The sequence below is a fragment of the Streptomyces maremycinicus genome, assembly GCF_001184025.1.
In the GTDB taxonomy this organism is placed as follows: Bacteria; Actinomycetota; Actinomycetes; order Streptomycetales; family Streptomycetaceae; genus Streptomyces; species Streptomyces maremycinicus.
Window position 1 is genome coordinate 277022 of sequence record NZ_BBYG01000019.1, and the last position, 19944, is coordinate 296965.

The 19944-nt window shown below is 72.7% G+C and carries 15 protein-coding genes; 2 read left to right on the forward strand and 13 right to left on the reverse strand.

What is annotated here, in order from left to right:
- Positions 1-64: 64 nt before the first annotated feature.
- From AOQ37_RS30155 to AOQ37_RS30170, 4 genes are all read right to left on the reverse strand, one after another.
- Positions 65-1513, reverse strand: coding sequence for a family 43 glycosylhydrolase (locus AOQ37_RS30155; RefSeq protein ID WP_062648900.1), 1449 nt, complete (start codon positions 1511-1513; stop codon positions 65-67).
- A gap of 416 nt (positions 1514-1929) precedes the next feature.
- Positions 1930-4149, reverse strand: a complete 2220-nt coding sequence (gene katG / locus AOQ37_RS30160; protein WP_062648902.1) for a catalase/peroxidase HPI — start codon at positions 4147-4149, stop codon at positions 1930-1932.
- A 67-nt stretch (positions 4150-4216) separates the two neighbouring features.
- Positions 4217-4654, reverse strand: a complete 438-nt coding sequence (locus tag AOQ37_RS30165) for a Fur family transcriptional regulator (protein WP_062648904.1) — start codon at positions 4652-4654, stop codon at positions 4217-4219.
- An 84-nt stretch (positions 4655-4738) separates the two neighbouring features.
- Complete coding sequence (locus tag AOQ37_RS30170; protein ID WP_062648906.1) at positions 4739-6049, reverse strand: aminotransferase class V-fold PLP-dependent enzyme; 1311 nt, start codon at positions 6047-6049, stop codon at positions 4739-4741.
- A gap of 262 nt (positions 6050-6311) precedes the next feature.
- On the opposite strand from AOQ37_RS30170, the gene AOQ37_RS30175 reads away from it, so the two are divergent.
- Positions 6312-7451, forward strand: a complete 1140-nt coding sequence (locus tag AOQ37_RS30175; protein WP_062648908.1) for an SGNH/GDSL hydrolase family protein — start codon at positions 6312-6314, stop codon at positions 7449-7451.
- 86 nt (positions 7452-7537) lie between these two features.
- Here AOQ37_RS30175 and AOQ37_RS30180 read toward each other — a convergent pair whose 3' ends face one another.
- From AOQ37_RS30180 to AOQ37_RS30205, 6 genes are read right to left on the reverse strand one after another with little or no spacing between them, the layout of a single operon-like run.
- On the reverse strand, positions 7538-9208 hold the full coding sequence (locus AOQ37_RS30180) for an FAD-dependent monooxygenase (RefSeq protein ID WP_062648910.1): 1671 nt from the start codon (positions 9206-9208) through the stop codon (positions 7538-7540).
- Positions 9205-10062: a fumarylacetoacetate hydrolase family protein gene (locus AOQ37_RS30185; protein ID WP_062648912.1), complete on the reverse strand. Its 858-nt coding sequence runs from the start codon at positions 10060-10062 to the stop codon at positions 9205-9207. The genes AOQ37_RS30180 and AOQ37_RS30185 overlap by 4 nt, the downstream gene beginning before the upstream one ends.
- A complete protein-coding gene (locus tag AOQ37_RS30190; RefSeq protein WP_234437046.1) occupies positions 10059-11012 on the reverse strand; it encodes a dioxygenase family protein in 954 nt (317 codons plus the stop codon). Before AOQ37_RS30190 ends, AOQ37_RS30185 begins: the two co-directional genes overlap by 4 nt.
- Entirely contained in the window at positions 11009-13876 is a 2868-nt protein-coding gene (locus AOQ37_RS30195; protein WP_062648913.1) for a glycoside hydrolase family 78 protein, read from the reverse strand. Before AOQ37_RS30195 ends, AOQ37_RS30190 begins: the two co-directional genes overlap by 4 nt.
- 27 nt (positions 13877-13903) lie before the next feature.
- Entirely contained in the window at positions 13904-14824 is a 921-nt protein-coding gene (locus AOQ37_RS30200; protein WP_062648915.1) for an alpha/beta hydrolase, read from the reverse strand.
- A 1-nt stretch (position 14825) separates the two neighbouring features.
- Positions 14826-15374 (reverse strand): quercetin 2,3-dioxygenase, encoded by a 549-nt coding sequence (locus AOQ37_RS30205; RefSeq protein ID WP_062648917.1) that lies wholly within the window; start codon positions 15372-15374, stop codon positions 14826-14828.
- 203 nt (positions 15375-15577) lie between these two features.
- Here AOQ37_RS30205 and AOQ37_RS30210 point away from each other — a divergent pair, with 203 nt between their 5' ends.
- The gene (locus tag AOQ37_RS30210; RefSeq protein ID WP_306305223.1) at positions 15578-16411 is read left to right on the forward strand and encodes an IclR family transcriptional regulator; all 834 of its coding nucleotides are present in this window, start codon (positions 15578-15580) and stop codon (positions 16409-16411) included.
- Between the two features lie 149 nt (positions 16412-16560).
- Here the strand turns inward: AOQ37_RS30210 and AOQ37_RS30215 are convergent, their stop codons facing one another.
- From AOQ37_RS30215 to AOQ37_RS30225, 3 genes are all read right to left on the reverse strand, one after another.
- Entirely contained in the window at positions 16561-18066 is a 1506-nt protein-coding gene (locus AOQ37_RS30215) for an MFS transporter (protein ID WP_234437047.1), read from the reverse strand.
- A gap of 199 nt (positions 18067-18265) precedes the next feature.
- Positions 18266-18685 carry a hypothetical protein gene (locus AOQ37_RS40060; RefSeq protein ID WP_062648921.1) on the reverse strand — a complete coding sequence of 140 codons (420 nt, stop codon included), beginning with the start codon at positions 18683-18685 and terminating at the stop codon, positions 18266-18268.
- A complete protein-coding gene (locus AOQ37_RS30225; RefSeq protein ID WP_159401383.1) occupies positions 18682-19911 on the reverse strand; it encodes a hypothetical protein in 1230 nt (409 codons plus the stop codon). The genes AOQ37_RS40060 and AOQ37_RS30225 overlap by 4 nt, the downstream gene beginning before the upstream one ends.
- Positions 19912-19944 lie beyond the last annotated feature (33 nt).

Genomic DNA, 19944 nt, shown 5'->3' on the forward strand with positions numbered 1-19944 from the left:
TGTATAGTCTAGGCCGTCATGTGCTCCTCGGACCTGACCGGGTCTCAACGGCCCGGAGCGGGCCTCATCGGGCGTAGAACGTCGCGTCTCCCTTGTCCGTGGCCGTGCTCAACGTCTGCACGTACAGCACGTAGTTGTAGTGGCGGACATAACGTCCGGCGTAGTTGTACGACTCGTACGAGACGCCCGCGGAGTCGGCGAGACCGGCCCGCTGGTGGAAACTCGCGTCGGAGGCGAACGCCGCCGAGCCGTCGCTCTTCTCCAGCCACACCTCGAAGTTCTTGTGCCGCAGGTAGTAGCCCGGGAAGTCGGCCGACTCCAGCGAGACCGTGCCGTTGCCCGCGAGACCGGTGACCACCCGGAACTGCGAGTCGGCGAGCGGGCTCACCCCGGCATCGACGCGGGCGCGGTACTCCCAGTGCCGGATGAACCGGTCCGCGTAGTTGTAGGAGGAGAAGCGCTTCGGGGTGACCCCGTCGGCCACCGGGATGCCGAAGTCGGGGGTGCCGTCGGCCTTCCAGTACACCTTCTGGACGCGGGTGCGGCGGTTGGGGTCGTTCAGCGGGTCGCCGGTGATGTCCTTGTAGCCGCGGTCGTGGTAGACGAGGATGTCGGACTTGCCGTCCTCGGAGACCGTGAACGAGTTGTGGCCCGGGCCGTACTGCGAGGTCGAGGCGTTCGAGGCGAAGACGGGCTGCGTCCCCTTCGTCCAGGACGCCGGGTCGGTCAGGTCCGCCGTCGCGGAGGCGGTCAGCATGCCCAGGCAGTAGTTGGCGTCGGTCGCGCTCGCCGAGTAGGTCATGAAGACCTTGCCGCCGTGCTGGATCAGCGCGGGACCCTCGTTGACCTTGTAGCCGACGGTCTCCCAGGAGAGCGTCGGCTGCGAGATCTCCGCCGGGGTCCCCGAGATCGTCCAGGGATTGGCCATCCTGGCGATGAACAGGCTGGTGTTGTTGTTCTCGGACGGGTTGCGCTGCGCCCAGGCGAGATAGCGGACGCCGTTCACGACGAAGGTCGTGGAGTCGAGCGAGAAGCTCTCCCAGGTGGTCTTGATCTGGCCCTTCTCGGCCCAGGCCGCGGTGAGCGGGTTGGCGCCGGTGCCTTCGAGGACGTACATCCGGATCGCCCAGACGTCACTGGTGGACCCGGCCGCGAAGTACACGTACCACCTGCCGTCGATGAAGTGGATCTCCGGCGCCCAGATGTGGGCGCCCATGACCCCGCTGCTGTGCTTGGTCCAGATGGTGACCTCCTGGGCCGTCGAAAGCCCTTGGAGGGTCGTCGCCCGGCGCAGCACGATGCGGTCGTACTCGGGGACCGTGGCGGTGAAGTAGTAGTAGCCGTCGGTGTGCTTGTGGATGTGCGGATCGGCGCGCTGCGCCGCGATCGGGTTGGTGTACGTCACCGCGGGGGAGTCGGGCACGGCGGCCCGGGCGGGCGCGCCCAGGCCGGCGAGGACGGCCGCGAGGGCGACGAGGCCGGCCAGGACCAGCCGAACGGCGTTGCTTCTCAAAGGACTTCTCCAGACGGGGGGAGCGAGGAGGGAAGCGGGGAGGAGCTAGAAGCCGGCGCGCAGACGAGCAGGGGTCTGCGGCGGTCGTTCCGGGGCATACGGGACCGTCCCTTGTCCGTGAACTGCCTGTCCGGTATTTCGAACGTAGTTCGTAACTTCGGCCAGAAGATAGGGGGCCTGCATGTCCTCGTCAATGGTTTCGGCAGCCCCGGCAGCCCCGGCAGCCCCGGGAGCCCGGCGCCGCAACAGCCGTCACGGCGCGGCCGGTTCACGGTCGGCCGGGGGCCTGTTCGCGGCGGGGAGCGCGCCGGGGAACGCGCAGAGGCGCCCCGCCCGGTCGCTGTGGGACCGGGCGGGGCGCCCTGGACGTGCTGCTGTCGTGCCGTCCGCGGTCTCTCCTGACGGAGAGTCCGGGATCAGACCAGGTCGAACCGGTCGAGGTTCGAGACCTTGACCCACGCGGCGACGAAGTCGTTCACGAACTTCGCCTTCGCGTCGTCGCTCGCGTAGACCTCGGCGAGCGCGCGCAGCTCGGAGTTGGACCCGAAGACCAGGTCGGCGCGGGTGCCGGTCCACTTGACCTCGCCCGTGGCGGCGTCGCGGCCCTCGAACAGGGTCTGGTCCGAGGACGTGGACGACCAGGTCGTGCCCAGGTCGAGCAGGTTGACGAAGAAGTCGTTCGTCAGCGTGCCCGGGGTGTCGGTGAAGACACCGTGCGAGGACTGGCCGTGGTTGGCGCCCAGCACACGCAGGCCGCCGACCAGGACGGTCAGCTCGGGGGCGCTCAGGGTCAGCAGGTTCGCCCGGTCGAGCAGCAGGAACTCGGCCGGCAGGCGGTTGCCCTTGCCGAGGTAGTTGCGGAACCCGTCGGCGGTCGGCTCGAGCGCGGCGAACGACTCGACGTCCGTCTGCTCCTGGGTGGCGTCCACGCGGCCCGGCGTGAAGGGGACCTCCACGGCGTGACCGGCGTCCTTGGCGGCCTTCTCCACGGCGGCGGCGCCACCGAGGACGATCAGGTCGGCGAGGGAGACCTTCTTCGCGCCGGAGTTGAACTCCTGCTGGATGCCCTCGAGGACGCGCAGCACCTGGGCCAGCTCGTCCGGGTTGTTGACCTCCCAGCCGCGCTGCGGCTCGAGGCGGATGCGGGCACCGTTGGCGCCGCCGCGCTTGTCGCTGCCGCGGTGGGTGGAGGCCGACGCCCAGGCGGTGGACACCAGCTGCGAGACGCTCAGCCCCGAGTCGAGGACCTTGGCCTTGAGAGCCGCGATGTCCTCGGCGCCGATGACCTCGCCCTCGGCCTGCGGCAGCGGGTCCTGCCACAGCAGGGTCTCGGCCGGGACCTCCGGGCCGAGGTACAGGGACTTCGGGCCCAGGTCGCGGTGGGTCAGCTTGTACCAGGCGCGGGCGAAGGCGTCCGCGAACTCGGCCGGGTTCTCGTGGAAGCGGCGCGAGATCTCACCGTAGATCGGGTCGAAGCGCAGCGACAGGTCGGTGGTGAGCATCGTCGGGAGCTTCTTCCTCGACGCGTCGTGCGCGTCGGGGATGATCGCCTCGGCGTCCTTGGCCACCCACTGCTTGGCGCCGGCGGGGGACTCCGTCAGCTCCCACTCGTGGCCGAAGAGGATGTCGAAGAAGTCGTTGCTCCACTGGGTGGGCTTGGAGGTCCAGGTGACCTCCAGACCGCTGGTGATGGCGTCGCCGCCCTTGCCGGTGCCGTAGGAGGACTTCCAGCCCAGGCCCTGCTGCTCGAGCGCGGCGGCCTCGGGGTCGTCGCCGACGTTGTCCGCCGGACCGGCGCCGTGGGTCTTGCCGAAGGTGTGACCACCCGCGATCAGGGCGACGGTCTCCTCGTCGTTCATCGCCATGCGGCGGAACGTCTCGCGGATGTCGCGGGCCGCGGCCAGCGGGTCCGGGTTGCCGTTGGGGCCCTCGGGGTTGACGTAGATGAGGCCCATCTGGACCGCGCCGAGCGGGTTCTCCAGCTCACGGTCGCCGGTGTAGCGCTGGTCGTCGAGCCAGGTGGTCTCGGGACCCCAGTACACGTCCTCGTCGGCCTCCCAGACGTCCGCGCGGCCGCCGCCGAAGCCGAAGGTCTCGAAGCCCATCGTCTCCAGCGCCACGTTGCCCGTGAGGATCATGAGGTCGGCCCAGGAGATCGACTGACCGTACTTCTTCTTGACCGGCCACAGCAGACGGCGGGCCTTGTCGAGGTTGGCGTTGTCCGGCCAGCTGTTCAGCGGCGCGAAGCGCTGCTGTCCGCGGCCACCGCCGCCACGGCCGTCACTGATGCGGTAGGTGCCGGCGCTGTGCCAGGCCATGCGGATCATCAGCGGGCCGTAGTTGCCGAAGTCGGCGGGCCACCAGTCCTGCGAGGTGGTCAGCACCTCGGCGATGTCCTGCTTCACGGCCGCCAGGTCGAGGGCCTCGAACGCCGCGGCGTAGTCGAAGTCGGCGCCGAGCGGGTTCGCCACGACCGGGTCCTTGGCGAGGATCTTCAGGTTGAGGCGCTCCGGCCACCACTGGCGGTTGCCGCCGCCCTGGGTGGGGTGCGCCGCGCGGCCGCCGTGCGCGACCGGGCAGCCACCCGCCTCCGCCGCCTTCGAGTCGGTCACGATCGCATCATGGTTCTCGGTCATGGGGGAATCCTTCTGGACTGGTCGGATCACATGCTCACGTACCGCAGGCGTCGGGTCCTGCGGGCGCTCAGGTGCTGCGGGCGGTGGAACAGTCGGGGCACAGGCCCCAGTAGATGACCTCGGCCTCGTCTATGGCGAAGCCGCGGTCGTCGGAGGCGGTCAGACAGGGGGCGTGGCCGACGGCGCAGTCGACGTCGACGACCGCGCCGCAGGACCGGCAGACGAGGTGGTGGTGGTTGTCCCCCACGCGTCCCTCGAACCGGGCGGGGCTGCCCGGGGGCTCGATGCGGCGCACCAGTCCCGCGGTGGTCAGCGCGTGCAGGGCCTCGTACACGGCCTGGAGCGAGATGTGGCCCACCCGGCCGCGTACCCCGGTGGCGATCGCCTCGACCCCGAGGTGGTCGCCCTCCCGGACGGTCTCCAGCAGCGCGACTCGGGCTGCCGTCACCCGCAGGCCGACACCGCGCAGCTCTTCGGCGGTGGTCGGTGTACGGGGTGCTGTCATGCCGTCGAACCTACTTCATAAACACGAACGATTCAAGAAAACGAACTGTGCAAGTCTGAGCGACGCTCCGGGAAACGGCGCACGTCAGAGAAACGAGGCGAGGCCTTCGAGGAGCCTGTCGACGTCCTCGGTGTCGTTGTAGGGCGCGAGTCCCACCCGTAGCGCGGGATCGTCGAGCTTCAGCGCGGTGAAGGCCTCGTACGCGTAGAACGAGCCGGCCGGGGCCACGACACCCCGGGCCGCGAGATGCGCCTGCGCGGCACGGGCGTCCCGGCCCTCGAAACTCATCAGGACGGTCGGCGTGCGCTCCTTCGCCCGTGAGTGGACGGTGACGGCGTCGCCCAGTGCCCGCAGCCCCTCCTCCACCCGGGCGCGCACCGCGTTCTCGTGCTCGTGCAGGGACCGCAGCGACCGCGCCAACCGCTCCCGGCGGGACACCGCCGCCCCCGGCGCGTCCCCGGGCACCCCCGGCCCGGCAGGACCGGCAGGACCGGCAGGACCGGCAGGACCGGCAGGACCGGCAGGCCCGGCAGGCCCGGCGGGACCGGCGGGACCGGCCGGATCGAGCGCGGCCAGGAAGTCCACGGCCGCGGTGGCACCCGCCAGGATCTCGTAGGGCAGGGTCCCGAACTCGAAGCGCTCCGGGACGGTGTCCGGCGACGGCAGCAGCTTGTCCGGTACGAGCGCCCCGAGGACGTCGGGCAGGCCGGCGAGCACCCCGCAGTGCGGACCGAGGAACTTGTACGGCGAGCAGACGAACAGGTCGGCGCCCAGCGCGGGCACGTCCACCAGGTGATGGGCGGCGTAGTGCACCCCGTCCACGAACACCAGGGCGCCCGCCTCGTGGGCCCGGTCGGCGATCCGGCGCACCGGCGGCCTGGTGCCCAGCACGTTCGAGGCCGCCGTCACCGCGACCAGCCGGGTCCGGGACGACAGCGCCCGCTCGTAGGAACCGAGGTCGAGTTCCGTGCTCGCGCCGTCGATCTCGATCCAGCGGACGACGGCCCCGGCCCGCTCGGCGGCCTGGACCCAGGGCCGCACATTGGCGTCGTGGTCGAGCCGGCTGAGGACGATCTCGTCGCCGGGCCGCCACTCCCTGGCCAGGGTCCGGGAGAAGTCGTACGTGAGCTGGGTGGCGCTGCGCCCGTGCACCACGCCCGTCTCCGGCACGCCCAGCAGGTCGGCGTAGGCGGCCCGGAAGCCGGCGACGGCCGCTTCGGCGTTGCGTTCGGACGCGCTGACCAGCCCCCGGTTGGACAGCGGACCGGTCATCGTCCTGGTGACGGCCTCGGCGACGGGGGTGGGGGTCTGTGTCCCGCCCGGCCCGTCGAAGAAGGCGAGACCGTGGCTGAGGGACGGGAAGTGGGCCCGGAGGGCGGCGACATCGATGGCCATGGCCCCGACTCTGGCACCCGGGGCCGGGTCCCACCAGGGAGCCACGAGGTCCGCGGCCCGTTCGGTCCGCCGTGTCGGGAGGGGCTCGGTACCGAGGTCGGCCCTTCGGTGCCGGGACATCGTGCCCGACGCGACGAATTACGCGACGAATGCCGGACAGAGGACTACGACTGACCTGACCTGACCTGACCTGACCTGACCTGACCTGACCTGACCTGACCTGACCTGACCTTCCTGACCTGTGCCGCCGAGAGGTCCTCGCATGCAATCCGTACTCGACCGCGCGCTCGACTGTGTCGTCGGCGCGCTCGGGAAGACCACCGACCCGACCGGAGTCACCCTGCACCGTTCCCCGGACTCCGGACGTGCGCGGCTGGCCGACCGGGCGTTCGACTTCACCAGCGCCGTGCCGTCCGGCGTGCGGCTGGAGATGCTCACGGACGCCACCGAGCTGGAGCTCGACGCCCGGCTCACCGTGGTCCAGCCGCTGGGCCTGCCGTCCCCCGGCAGCGTCTTCGACCTGGTGGTCGACGGCGAACTGCGCGAGCCGGTGGTGACGACGCAGGAGAGCCCGGTCTTCGTCGACCTCGCCACCGGCTCCCTGGAGACCGGACCGGACGCGCCCGCGACCGTGCGCTTCCGCCTCGGTCCGCGCGCCGTGGAACGACGCGTGGAGATCTGGCTGCCCGTGACCCCGGCCCTCACGCTGATCGACGTGCGCGTCCCGGACGGGGCGTCGGTGCGGCCCGCTCCGGCGAGCGGCCCGCTGTGGGTGCACTACGGCAGCTCCATCAGCCAGTGCTCGGACGCGGAGCGCCCCACCTCCACCTGGCCCGCCGCCGTGGCCCGCTCGGCTGGCCGGTCGCTGGTCAACCTGGGCCTCGGCGGGCAGTGCCAGCTCGACCCGTTCATGGCCCGCGCCGTCCGAGACCTGCCCGCGAGCGCGATCAGCCTCGAACTGGGCATCAACGTCCACAACGCCGACAGCATGCGGGAACGCGCCTTCGTCCCGGCCCTCCACGGTTTCCTCGACACGATCCGCGACGGGCACCCGCGCACACCGGTGCTGATCATCAGCCCCATCGTCTGTCCGGCCGCCGAACAGCGGCCCGGTCCCACGCTGGTGGGCTCCGACGGCATGGTCCACACCGTCGAGCGCCCCGCCGGGCTCGCCCTCGGCGCGCTCACCCTCACCCGCATCCGCGAGTTGCTGGCACGGCATGTCGAACAGCGCCGCGAAGAAGGCGACGACCGGCTCCATCTCGTCGACGGGACCACGCTGTTCGGGCCCGACGACGTGGCCGACCTGCCCGACGGCCTCCACCCGAACGCGGCCGGCTACGCCCGCATGGCCGAGCGCTTCCTGCCCCTCTCCTTCGGCGGCGCGGGCGCGTTCGCGTGACCGGGCGACGGCGGGATCGTCGACGCAGGAGCGCCGACACCCCTGCGTGATCGCGGCCTTCACGGTGAGCGAGGGGCGCCGGCCGGCTACCGCACGCCGCTTCCCTCGCGGTCCGGTCGTCCGGGTCGTTCCGGGCGTGGCCCAGGGGCCGGCGCCGCGCCGCGGACGACGTCGAGCACCTGCCCGGCCCGGGTGCCGTCCGCGCCCCGCCACCCGATGTGCTGGTCGGGCCGGATCAGCAGCATCGGTGCGCCGTAGCGTTCGGGCGGGACCAGGCCCGTCACGTCGACGACGGTGAGGGGCACGCCCCGCGCCGCGGCCTCCCGCGCGAAGGCGGCACGGTCGGACTCCCGGTCACCGTCCAGGAGGAGCAGCGTCAGGCCGTCGCCGAGCACGTCGTACAGGGAACGGCCGTCGGGGAGCCAGCCGTGCGGCAGCCGGGCGCCCGGGAAGGACAGACCGTGATAGCTGCGCGGCACGAGCGGCGGGATCGCGGAGCCGTCGTCGACGACGACGGGGGACGAGGCGTAGTGCTGGCCGAGGACGAGGCCCTCGCTGTGGAACTCGCCCGCCTTGGCCTGAAGGGCCACCGCGGTCCGCGCCCGGCGGCGACCGGCCTCGGGAGTGTCCCCGACGAGCTCGGGGTCGGCGAAGGACGGGGCGAGCAGCCGGTCCTGGGCGGCCCCGCCGGCGATGATCCGCTGCGCCACCGGGCGCCGCTCGCACTGGTAGCTGTTCAGCAGCTCCGGGCCGCCCCAGCCCTGGAGGACCGCGGCGAGCTTCCAGCCGATGTCCACCGCGTCGCCGACACAGGTGTTGAAACCGTGCCCGCCCCACGGGGGGTTCAGATGGGCGGCGTCGCCCACCAGGAAGACCCGGCCGCGGCGGTAGCGGTCGGCCAGGAGCATGCGGGCGGTCCAGGGATCGGTGCCGAGCACCTCCACCGGCCCGGCGTGGTCACCGCCGACGAGCGCGCGGACCAGCGCCTCGGGTTCGACCGGGCGGTCGGGGTCGGTCCGCTGGACGATGGCCCACCACCGGTCGTCCAGGTCGAGCCGGCCCATCAGACCGGACGCCTCCGGGCTCACCACCCAGTACTGCACCGCCCGGTCCAGACCGACGGCCTCGCCCAGGCCCGGAGCCCGGAAGACGACGCTGAGGTTGGGCCGCTCACCGGACGATCCGGCGTACTCGGCCCCGATGGCCTGCCGGCTGACCCCGCCGCCTCCGTCGCAGCCCAGCAGGTAGTCGGCCGTGAGGACGCGGACCGAGCCGTCGGCGGCGGTGACCGTGGCGCGCACGGCCCGTTCGTCCTGCTCGACGCCGGTGACCCGGTGGCCGGTCAGACAGGTGACGGAGGGCAGCTCGGCCACCGCCGCCCGCAGGATCCGCTCGACGACCGGCTGCGGGACCTGCTGCCCCGGCTCCGCCCAGCGTTCGTCGCGACCGTCGTACAGGCCGAACACATTGCGGAAACGGGTCAGTTCGGTGCCGAGGAGCGCGGTGCAGAAGATGACCTCCTGCGACCAGGCCACGGGCAGCGGGGCGGCCGCGCGCAGACGGTCGGCGAGACCCCAGCGGCGGAAGTGCTCCATGGTGCGGATGCTCGTGGTCTTGGCCCGCGGCCGGTCGTCGTCGACCGTGGTGCGCGGCTCGACGAGCACGGCGGTCACGCCCCGGCGGCCGAGTTCGACCGCCGCGGCGAGACCGGACGGCCCACCGCCGGCGATCAGTACCTGGACGGCCGTCCCGGTCACGCCCCGGACCTCGCGGACGCGTCGGCGACGGGCGTGCGCAGCGAGCCGAGCCGGTCGACCTCCACCTCGACGACGTCACCGGAGCGCAGCAGACGGGGCGGCGTACGGACGTAGCCGACGCCCTCCGGGGTGCCGGTGGCGATGACGTCGCCCGGATGCAGGGTCAGGGTGGCGCTGATCCGCGACAGGAGCTCGGGCACCCCGAAGATCATGTCGCGGGTGTTCCCGTCCTGCATGACCTCGCCGTTGACGCGGGTGACCAGGCGCAGTCCGTCCGAGAGGCGGCCCGCCTCGTCGGCGGTGACGAGCGGCCCGATCGGGCCGCTGCGGTCCGCGTTCTTGCCCAGCGTCCACTGGGCGGTGAGCTTCTGCGCGGTACGGGCGGTGAGGTCGTTGAAGACGGCGTAGCCGAGGACGGCGGCCTCGGCCTCCCGCTCGTCGGCGTCGCACAACCGGGCGCCGACGACGGCCGCGACCTCGCCCTCCCAGTCCAGGCCCGGTTCGTTGGCGGGCACCGGCACCGGGACACCGCTCACCGACAGGGAGGCCGTCCAGCGGCCGAACACGGTGGGGTGTTCCGGCGCCTCGAAGCCCCCCTCGGCCGCGTGCGCACGGTAGTTGAGACCCACGCACAGCACCCGCGCCGCCGCCGGTACCGGCGGGACCAGGGACACCTCGCCGAGCGGGACCGTGCCGTGCCGGACCGCGCGGGCCCGCTCCAGCCAGTGCGGGAGGTCCCCGTAGAAGTCGTCCACGTCCGTGAGGGGGGTGACCCTGCCGTCCACGGCGACGCCGATCATGACCTGCCTGCGGCCGGATCCCCGGTCCGGATCCACCATGCCGACGAGCTTCATGCGGGTGTGCCTCCGGTTTCCTCCGCGGGTGCCGCGGCCAGACGGATGTCGAACTCGGCCGCCAGGAACGGCCCGGTCATGCCGAACCGACGCCCGGTGTCCTCGTCGCCCGGGGCGAACGGCGCGATCAGCGCGTCCTTGACGGCGAACGCCGCGTCGGAGCCGAGATAGGGGTCCCCGGCGGCGAACACATGGGTGGTGAGCGACCGATGGCCGGCGGCCTCCACCATGAGGTGGACATGGGCGGGACGCATGGGGTGCCGGCCGAGCGCCCGCAGCAGTTCGCCCACCGGGCCGTCGGTCGGCACCGGATAGCTGGCGGGCTTGACCGTTCGGAACCAGTAGGCGCCGTCGGGACCCGTGGTGAACAGCCCGCGCAGGTTGCCGTCGGGCTGCTCGTCGTCCTGGCTGTCGTACAGACCGGTGTCGTTCGCCTGCCAGACGTCCAGGACGGCGCCGGCCAGCGGCCTGCCGTCGCAGTCGGTGATCCGGCCGTGCACCACGGCCTGTTCACCGCGCCGCAGTTCGGGCCCCTCGGCGATCCAGGCGCCCATCGGGCGGGGCGGCGCGGGCGAGTGGAAGGGCCCCTCGACCGAGCTGGGGGTCATGGTGGGCGGGCCCGTGTGGTTGACGTCGTCCACGGCGGAGGTGAGGCCCAGCATGTCGGAGAGCAGGATGAACTCGTTGCGGCGTTCGGTGCAGGCCCGGCCCGTGCGGACCAGGAAGTCCACCGCGCGCAGCCACTCGTCCTCGGTGGGCCGGGTCTCCCGCACGAAGGCGTGCAGATGACGCACGAGGCCGCCGACCAGCTCCCGCAGCCGCTCCTCGTCGCCCCGGACGGTGGCGAGGACCTGCCGCACCAGGGCGTCCGGCCCGGGGTCGTGGGCGGAGCCGGGCGTCACCGGCCCTCCCGCCGGGGCGTGCCGAGCCGTTCCGGTGGTGTCGGTCATGGGGTCGCTCCCGCGGGAGTCAGGGCCGCGTCCGGTGCCGCGCAGCCGTAGGTGTGGGTGCCGGGCCCGGCGTGGTGCCGGGCGCCGTCGGGGAGGACGACGTGCGCGGTGGTGCCGGGCGGCACGGTGACGCGGAGGTGGAAGCGGCCGTCCTCGACACGCCAGGACGAGCGGATCGGCCCGTACGGCGAGTGGTGTTCGGCCCGGGCCCGGGTCAGGCCCCCGCCGGGGCGGGGTGCCACGGTGAAACGACGGTAGCCCGGAGCGTCCTCGTCGGGCCTGATCCCGGCCGTGTGGCGGTGCAGGAAGGAGACGACCGCGCCCTTCGAGTAGTGGTTGAGCGAGTCGTGCGGGGTGCCGTCCGCGCCGACGCCGTCCCAGTGCTCCCAGACGGTCGTCGCGCCCCGGTCGATCATGTGGAGCCAGGACGGGGCGGTGTCCTGGAGCAGCAGCTCGTACGCGACGTCCGCGTGTCCGGAGTCGGCGAGCACGGGCAGCAGGTCAGGGGTGGCCAGGAAGCCGGTGCCGAGATGCGTGTCCGCCGCGCGGACGAGTTCCACCAGCCGGGTCGCGGTCCGCGCCCGCAGCTCCTCGGGTACCAGGTCGAAGGCGAGCGCCCGCACATGGTGGGCCTGGGTGTCCGGGTGCAGCGAGCCGTCGGCCGCGATGAACTCCGTCCGCCAGGCCGCGCGCACCCGCTCGCTCAGTTCCCGGTAGCGGTCGGCGTCCTCGTCGCGGCCGAGGACGCGGGCGATGCGCGCCGCCAGCCGGGTGGAGTGGGCGTAGTAGGCGGTGGCGACGTCCGCCTTGTCGAGGGCCGCGTATCCCGCCAGGTCGTGGACCTGTTCACCGGGCACGAGCCATTCGCCCCAGTGGAAGCCGGTGTCCCACAGGTACCGCTCGTGCGCCGCCGGGCGGGGCGAGCGCCGGATCCGGTCCGGGTGACGCTCCTCGCGGGCGGCCCGTTCGACCCGCCCGAGCCAGGCGGTCATGGCCGGCCACAACTCCTCCAGGATTCCGGCGTCGCCGTAGGCCAGGTACAGCTGCCAGGGCACGATGACCACCGCGTCGCCCCAGCCGGCGGAGCCGTTGAGATGGGCCACCGGGCCCTTGGGTCCCTCGGTGCGGCAGGCGGGGGAGATGTTGGCGACGGTGCCGTCCGGCCACTGGTCGGCGACGACGTCGCGCAGCCACTTCGCCGAGAAGCCCGACACGTCGTAGAGGAAGGCGGCGGTCGGCACGAACAGCTGCCAGTCGCCGGTCCAGCCGGCCCGTTCGCGGGTGGGGCAGTCCGTGGGGATGTCGCAGACGTTGCCGCGCAGCCCCCACCGGGCGGCCTCGTGCAGCCGGTCGATCCGCTCGTCGTCGCAGTCGAACCAGCCGGTCCGCCGCAGGTCGGAGTGGACGACGACGCCGCGCAGGTCGTCGGCGGTCAGCTCGCCGGGATGGCCCTCGACGCGGACGTAGCGGAAGCCGTGCGTGGTGTGCCGCGGTTCGAAGGCCTCACCCGGGCGGCCGGCCGAGACGACCCGGTCGACCTGGCCGGCCGGGAGCGGCTCGGGCAGGAACGGCATGTTCACCCGGAGGTGGTCCGTCGTCACATCGCCGTCCGGGCCGAGGGCCTCGCCGTGCGTGAGGGTGAGGTCGGTGCCCGCCGGACCGAGGTCGGTCAGCCGCACCCAGCCGTTGATGTTCTGGCCGAGGTCGAAGACCTGCCGGTCGGGGTGCGGCCGGGTCACGGAGACCGGCGTGAGCTCCTCGACGCGCCGCACGGGCGGGGCGGGTGAGGCGACCAGTCCGGCGTGTCCGTGGTCGGCGACCTCCACCGGCTCCCACGCCGAGTCGTCGTACCCCGGCAGGTCCCAGCCGACGGGGGTGCGGCGCAGGTCGGTGAACTGCCCCGCGATCAGGTCGGCGGCCAGGATCGGCCCGTGGGCCCAGCGCCAGTGGCGGTCGGTGGACACGACGGACGTGGTCCCGTCGGCGTGCTCGAGGTGCAGCTGCGCCAGGAACGAGACCCGCTCGCCCCACTGGTCGTGGGCCCGGGTGACCCCGACCTGCCCCCGGAACCAGCCGTCGGAGAGCACCGCGCCCAGCGCGTTCTCGCCCTCCCGCAGCAACGCGGTGACGTCGTACGCCTGCACCTGGAGGTGGACGTCGTACTGAGTGAAACCCGGGGTCAGCTCGGCGTCCCCGACCCGCTCACCGTTGAGGAAGACCTCGTACAGCCCCTGGGCCGTGGCGTAGAGACGGGCCCGACGGACCGGGGTGCTCGCGGAGAACACGGTCCGCAACAGCGAGGCGGGCCGCTGCCCCGGGGGAGGCCCGCCGGGGGCGGCGGGCCTGCCGGGGGCCGTGGACGCGCCGGATACGGCTGACGCCCCGGGTACGGCGGACTCGCCCGGTACGGCGGGCACGCCAACTGCGGCAGACGTGGCAGACGTGGAAGGCGCATCAGGCGCATCAGGCGCGGAAGGCGCGGCATCCGCGGAAGGCGTGGCAGTCGCGGCGGCCGAGCCAGGTGTCACGGGCTCGATCCACCGTGCCTGCCAGTCGGCGGGATCCAGCAGGCCGGTCTCGAACCAGGCCTCGCGCGACCACCCGCTCTCGCCGAGGTCGGTCCAGACCTTGACCCGCCAGGTGATCCGCTCCCCGGAGCCGGGCGGCGGCCCGCCGTACGGCACGTGCGTGCTGTCGGCGGAGTCGACACGGCCGGAGTCCCAGCCCGTGCTCGTGCCGACGCGGTACGCGAACTGCTCGCGCGCGCCGGGCGGCAGCCACCAGGACAGCCGGGGGCGGCGGTTGCCGAGGCCCAGCGGCTGTTCCAGTTCGTCGGCACGCAGACAGGTGGGAACGGCGTTCATACGGGTGACCAAACGTTCGAGGAGGAGTCAGGCCTGGACGGGAAGCCCGACGGGACCGCAGACCTGGGTGGCGAACTCCAGGGCTTCGCCGAACACGCTCTCCGGATCGGGCAGCCCGGCCCAGAGGTGATCCGCGTGCTCGACCAGGCGCAGGCTCACCCGGCACCCGTGCGCGCGCAGGGCCGCGGCGAGCTGTTCGCTCTGCCCGCAGGGGACGAACCGGTCGGCGGTGCCGTGGGCGAGCAGGAAGGGAGGGGCGGCGGCGGACACATGGCTCACCGGGCTCGCCGCGGCGGCACGTTCCGGTGCCGTCGGTACGGGCGCGCCGAGGAGCAGCGCCTCCCGCGAGTCCGCGGCGTCCGGCGCGCTCACCGCGTCGGGCCGGGACTGGCGCTGCATGGTGCGCAGGTCCGCGGGCCCGTACCAGTCGACGACCCCGACGACGCTCACGCCGGGACCGGGCTCCCCGACGTCGCCCTCCCACTCGGGGCTGCCGTCGGTCAGCGCGAGCAGGGCCGCGAGATGACCGCCCGCCGACTCGCCCCACAGCACGACCCGTCCGGCGTCGAGCCCCAGTTCCCCGGCGTGGGCGCGCAGCCAGCGCAGCGCGGCCTTGCCGTCGTGCAGCTGGGCCGGGAAGACGGCCTCGCCGCTGAGCCGGTAGTCGAGGGAGGCGACCGCGAAGCCCGCCCGGACGAGACGGTCGAAGGGCCCGACCTGCCACCCGGCGAAGGCGGGGCCGAACTGGTCGCGCCGTCCGACCCGCCAGCCGCCGCCGTGCAGGAAGACGACGAGGGGGGCGGGCCGCTCCGGGGCGTGGGCGGGCCGGTACAGGTCGAGCAGCAGCGGCCGGAAGCCGGACGGTGAGGCGTACTCGACCCCACGGAGCACCCGGGTGCCCGCGGCCGTGTTCTGCTCCGCCGGGAGGGCGGCAGACCGCACCGTCATGTCAGCCGTCCAGCGGACGGAGGTCGAACCGGAACGACTGGCGGTGATCGCGGGCGACCCGGGCCAGCTGCTCCTGCGAGGGGATGTAGGGCGGGTGGGGGAGGTCCGGCGAGTCGGTCCGGGTGCCGGCCTCGCCGAAGAACCGCTCGAAGCCGCCGCTGGACGCGCCCATGATCTTCGTGTCGTCGGCCTCGACCCGGAAGGTGTGCAGGCAGCCGGCCGGCACGAAGCCGAAGTCGCCGGGCTTCAGGAGCTTCTCGTACGTCTCGCCGTCGCCGTCCTGGATCCACACCCTGGCGCGGCCGGACAGCAGATAGAAGGTTTCGTGCACATCGGCGTGGCTGTGGGTGGGGATCGCGTCGCCCTTGGGGGCCGCGTAGGTGAAGAGGCCGAACTGGCCGGCGGTCTCGTCCTTGCTGAGCAGCACGGTGATGAGGGCGTCGAACAGGTGGGACCGCTCCCCCTCCCCGGCTTCCAGGAAGTAGGGCACCGGCTTCCCCGGCAGGGGGAGGCGCTTCGCACCGCCGCTCTGGGCGAATTCCGCAGTCATGGGGGTCTCCTCGGAAATCTGATCGGCTCTGCCCGAGGCGGGCAACCTGTCGCGGTGCCGTGGGGACGGCTGCCGTGAAGACGGGTGCGGTAAGAATGGCGTCCGCCGCCACCGTCCCACCAGGCGGAATTCCATTGAATGGCATGCGATCGAAACATGGACGACATGTGTTCTCCGGCCGCGCGGTGGGTCACACTGCGAGGGTGACGAACCACGCGGGCACCTCCCGTGCCGCCCGGGGACGACGGCCGCCGCAGGGCGAACCGGTGATCGACCGTGCGTTCGCGCTGCTCACGGCCTTCTCCGAGGACCGGCGCTCGCTGACCCTCGCCGAACTCAGCCGCGTCACGGACACCCCGCCGAGTACGACGCTACGCCTGGCCCGGCGGCTGGTGCACTGGGGCGCCCTGGAGCGGGACGCCGACGGCCGCTACGTCGTCGGCCTGCGGCTGTGGGAGGTGGCCTCGCTGGCGCCGCGCGCGCACGGCCTGCGCAGGGTGGCGCTGCCGTACATGGAGGATCTGTACGAGGCGACCCACCAGCACGTCCTGCTCGCCGTTCGGGACGGCGCGGACGCCTTGCTGGTCGAGCGGCTGTCGGCGCACGCCGCCATCGACGTGCTGTACCGGGTGGGCGGCCGGCTTCCGCTGCACTCCACGGGCGTCGGTCTGGTGCTGCTGGCCCACGCCGAGCCCGACTTCCAGGACGAGATCCTCGGGCAGGCCCTGACGCACGAGCCGGAGGGCGTACCGCTGTCCTCCGCGGCGCTGCGGCGTTCCCTCGCCGAGATCCGCAGCACCGGGGTGGCCGTCGTCAACCGGGCCGAGCCGGTACCGCTGCTGGCCGTGGCGGCGCCCGTGCGCGGGGCCGACGCCGAGGTCGTCGCGGCGCTGTCGGTCGTCGTGCCGGCCGGCCACGCGGAACCCCGTGTGCTCGCACCGGCGCTGCGGGCCACTGCCCGGGCCCTGTCGCGCAGCCTCGGCGCGGTCACGGGCCCGCCGACCCCGGCACCGGGCAGCCTCCGCCGACGGCAGTGAGGCCGGGCGAGCCGTGCGAGCACCGACGGACGACGTCGTCGCCCCCGGCCGTGGAACACGGCCGGGGGCGACGACGAGGGAGCGACGGTGGGGGCGCCACAGTGGTGGTGGCGGTGGTGGCGGTGTGCGGCGGGTGACCGTGCGGCCGGTCAGGTGGCGAGGACCGCGTCGCTCTCCCGCGGATCGCGCGGTGCCGGGGGCGAGTCGCTCTCCGCCGGGTCGCGCAGGGCCGGGATGAACAGGGACACCGCCAGCGCGGCCAGCAGGATCAGGGCTCCGGTCCAGAACACCCAGGTGTAGCCCGCGTCCAGATAGAAGGCGGTGCCCTTCAGCACCGTGCTGTGGGCGGCGAGGACCGCGAAGCACACGGCGGGGACGACCGTGCCGAAGAAGTTGAAGAGCATCTGCATCAGGCCGCTGCCCTGCCCCTGCTCCTCCACCGAGACCACGCCCAGGACCAGCACGGGGGCGATGGAGACGATCAGGCCGGTGCCGAGGTTGGCCAGACACGCCGTCAGGACCAGCTCGGTGGCGTCGGCGTGGAAGAGGCCCATCAGCCCGTATCCGGCCGCGCCCAGCCCCAGCCCGACCGCCCACAGCAGGCGGGCGTCGGCCTTGCGCAGCAGACGGCCGGCGAGGAATCCGGTGCCGAGCATGACCAGGTTCCAGGTCAGACCGATCCGCGCGTTGTGCGTGCTGGTCCAGCCCAGCCCGTCGGAGACCCCGGGAATCCGGGGGTAGAGGGCCAGCAGGATGCCCATGGAGGCCATCGCCAGCGCGGTGGCCTGGCCCACGGCCGCGGCACCGACCGTCAGCGCGACCGGACGCCGGCCGAGCACCCGCAGATCGAGGATCGGATGGGCGCTGCTCCGCTGGACGAGCACGAAGACGACGAGCGCCACCAGTCCGCCGGCCGTCCAGCCGAGGGTCGCGCCGCTCGTCCAGCCCCAGCTGCCGCCCTGGCCGACCGCGTAGACCACGGCCGACAGACCACCGCCGAGCAGGATCCCGCCCAGCCAGTCGAAGCCGTTCTGGAAGTCGTGCCGCGGGGTCTCCGGCACCAGCACCGCCACCAGCGCGAACGCCACCGCGGTCGCGCCGGCGACGAACCACAGCGCGGCCCGGTACCCCCCGGCGTCGATCAGCCACCCGGCGAGCAACGGCCCCACGACCCCGACGAGACCCATGCTGCCGCCGAGGATCGCGCTGGCCTGCTTCACCATCCGGGCGGGGAACAGATCACGCACGGCGGGGAAGGACAGCGCGGCGAACGGGGCGTAGCAGGCGGCGATGCCCCGGCCGACCAGCAGCAGCCAGAAACTGCCCGCCATGGCCGCGACGATGTCGCCGACGACCCCGAGGCCGATCATGGCGAGCATGATCCGCCGTCTGCCGTACCGGTCACCCGCCTTGATGACGAACGGGATGAGCAGGGTCGAGACCATGGTGACGATCAGCGAGAACCAGGCGACCTGGGTGGTGTGGAAGCGCTGCGCGATGTCGGCCGTCGTGTTGGCCGTGACGATGCCGGCGACGGCCAGCAGCTGCGTCGGCCAGATCAGGGCCACCAGCAGGGCCACCAGACGCGGGGTCCAGCGGTCGGGGGTCCGGGCGGACGATGCCGTGAGCGAGGGGCCTGGAGACGTCGATGTCACGCAGCCGCTCCTTTCGCGAGCCGGGCGGTAGGGGCAGAACGAACGCCCGGGAGCGGCACGACCGGCACCTGGCGGCCGGGCCCCACGAGGCGTGCGGCAAGAATGAGCGCCCGCCGCCCTGGCCACCAGGCAGATTTCCATTGAATGGCACACGACCGAAACGTCCCGTACACGCACCGGAACCGAGTGGCCCGGGAAGTCAGCCAAGGAAGAGGATCAACAGACTGTCGGCGGTGGCGAGCACCCCGTAGCAGAACAGCATCGGCCGGGACAGCAGGACCGGCAGCCAGGGCGCTTCACCGCCGTGGCGGCGGGTGTCCATCGTGAAAAGCGGTGGAGCGGCTTCCCCGCCCCTGACAACCTCTTCGTAGAGGCCGCGGAACAGGCGTTCCTGACGCAGGTAGTAGCCGTCGAGCAGCCAGAAACCGATCGCCACGGTCACCGCCACCGGAACGGTTCTCCAGTCCGGACGACCGTGCGCCATGGCGATGAGCACGCTGTTGAGCGTGATGCACCAGCCCTTCACGAGGAAGGAGTTGTTGCTGAGCCGGGAGATCACGCTCTGCAACAGCTCCAGGTGCTTGAGTTCCTGCTCGCCGAGGTGCGGTCGCCGGGTCATCCTTCCGGCACCGACGCCCCGGGCGGGGACACGGGACCGTCCGTGAGCAGGAACTGGAGGCGCAGCTCGTGGACGACGCCGTCCAGCAGGTGTTCCAGCAGGTCCGGGGAGTACCAGCTCAACAGGTCGGCGTAGTGGTCCAGAACCTCCAGACGCAACCGGGGAGTGGCGCTTCCTCCGCGGCCGTCCAGGACGGGGAGAGCGTATTCCCGCAGGGGCAGCTCCAGGAGGCCCGCTACCCCGGTGTCGGCCCGCTCGTCGACGATCGCGGCGCAGGCGTCGTCCACCACACGGCGTGCGTCGGCCGCGGTCTGCTCCACCGCGGCGAACAGCCGGTGCCAGGACGCGCCGTGCGTCGTGATGCTCTCGCGCGCCGCCGGCACCAGTTTCCTCATCTGGGCCTCGGCGCCGGACAGGGACTCCTTCGCCTCCTTGTGGCTCTCCGTGTACGGATTGTGCGCGAGGACCGTGGTGGTCAGGGTGGCGAGGCTGAGCGCGATGAGAACGAAGACCGCCATGAGGTAGCCGTGCTCTCCGAATGTGGCGGTGACCTGGTGACTCTGCTTGGCACGGCTGTGAGCGGTCGCCGCGAGCAGGCCGATGAGCAGCGCGTTGCTGAGCACCGGCAGGGTCAGTCCGGGCCAGGGGAGGTCGTGGGGCTGCCGTGCCTCCACGGCCGGCCCGTCCAGCCGCCACAGGTGCCGCCAGGCCGCCCGCGGGCTGCGGCGCGCACGTTCGGTGTGGCGCCCCTGGCGCACCCGTAGCCGGAAGAGCGACCGGGCGAGCGCGGAGGCCAGGGCGAACTGGAGGCAGGACACCCCGATCGCAGCCAGGTAGGCGAACAGATGGACCGCGGTGGACCAGAGGCCGTCCGGGTCCGGCACGTCGAGGAGACGCACCACCGCCTCCCCGACGAACGGCAGCTCGAACAGCGCGCTGAACACGAGCATGACCCACTGGAGCCACACCCACGGACTGCGTCCATGGCGCAAGCTCTCCGGTCCGTCCGCGCTGTGCCGGTCCCGTACCTTCCTGACGTCGTCCCGTGCCCGGCCCGCCGAGTGCTGGGCCGTGAACAGGCTCACTGACTCGATCGCCTCGCGCGCGGACTGGAACGTCGTGTGGAGTGCAGAGCCCATCTCGCCGAGGGTGGGCTGGGCCTCGGCCAGCCCGGAGTTGCCACGAGTGAAGGCGCGCGTGAGCGTCGCGCACTCCTGGCTGTCCACCGGGTCCACAGGACGCCCGGCCGAGCGGTGCCC

Coding starts and splice junctions, on each gene's coding strand:
- katG (WP_062648902.1), bottom strand. CDS start 4,149: ATGACCGAGAACCATGATGCGATCGTGACCGACTCGAAGGCGGCGGAG.
- AOQ37_RS30165 (WP_062648904.1), bottom strand. CDS start 4,654: ATGACAGCACCCCGTACACCGACCACCGCCGAAGAGCTGCGCGGTGTC.
- AOQ37_RS30170 (WP_062648906.1), bottom strand. CDS start 6,049: ATGGCCATCGATGTCGCCGCCCTCCGGGCCCACTTCCCGTCCCTCAGC.
- AOQ37_RS30175 (WP_062648908.1), top strand. CDS start 6,312: ATGCAATCCGTACTCGACCGCGCGCTCGACTGTGTCGTCGGCGCGCTC.
- AOQ37_RS30185 (WP_062648912.1), bottom strand. CDS start 10,062: ATGAAGCTCGTCGGCATGGTGGATCCGGACCGGGGATCCGGCCGCAGG.
- AOQ37_RS30190 (WP_234437046.1), bottom strand. CDS start 11,012: ATGACCGACACCACCGGAACGGCTCGGCACGCCCCGGCGGGAGGGCCG.
- AOQ37_RS30195 (WP_062648913.1), bottom strand. CDS start 13,876: ATGAACGCCGTTCCCACCTGTCTGCGTGCCGACGAACTGGAACAGCCG.
- AOQ37_RS30200 (WP_062648915.1), bottom strand. CDS start 14,824: ATGACGGTGCGGTCTGCCGCCCTCCCGGCGGAGCAGAACACGGCCGCG.
- AOQ37_RS30205 (WP_062648917.1), bottom strand. CDS start 15,374: ATGACTGCGGAATTCGCCCAGAGCGGCGGTGCGAAGCGCCTCCCCCTG.
- AOQ37_RS40060 (WP_062648921.1), bottom strand. CDS start 18,685: ATGACCCGGCGACCGCACCTCGGCGAGCAGGAACTCAAGCACCTGGAG.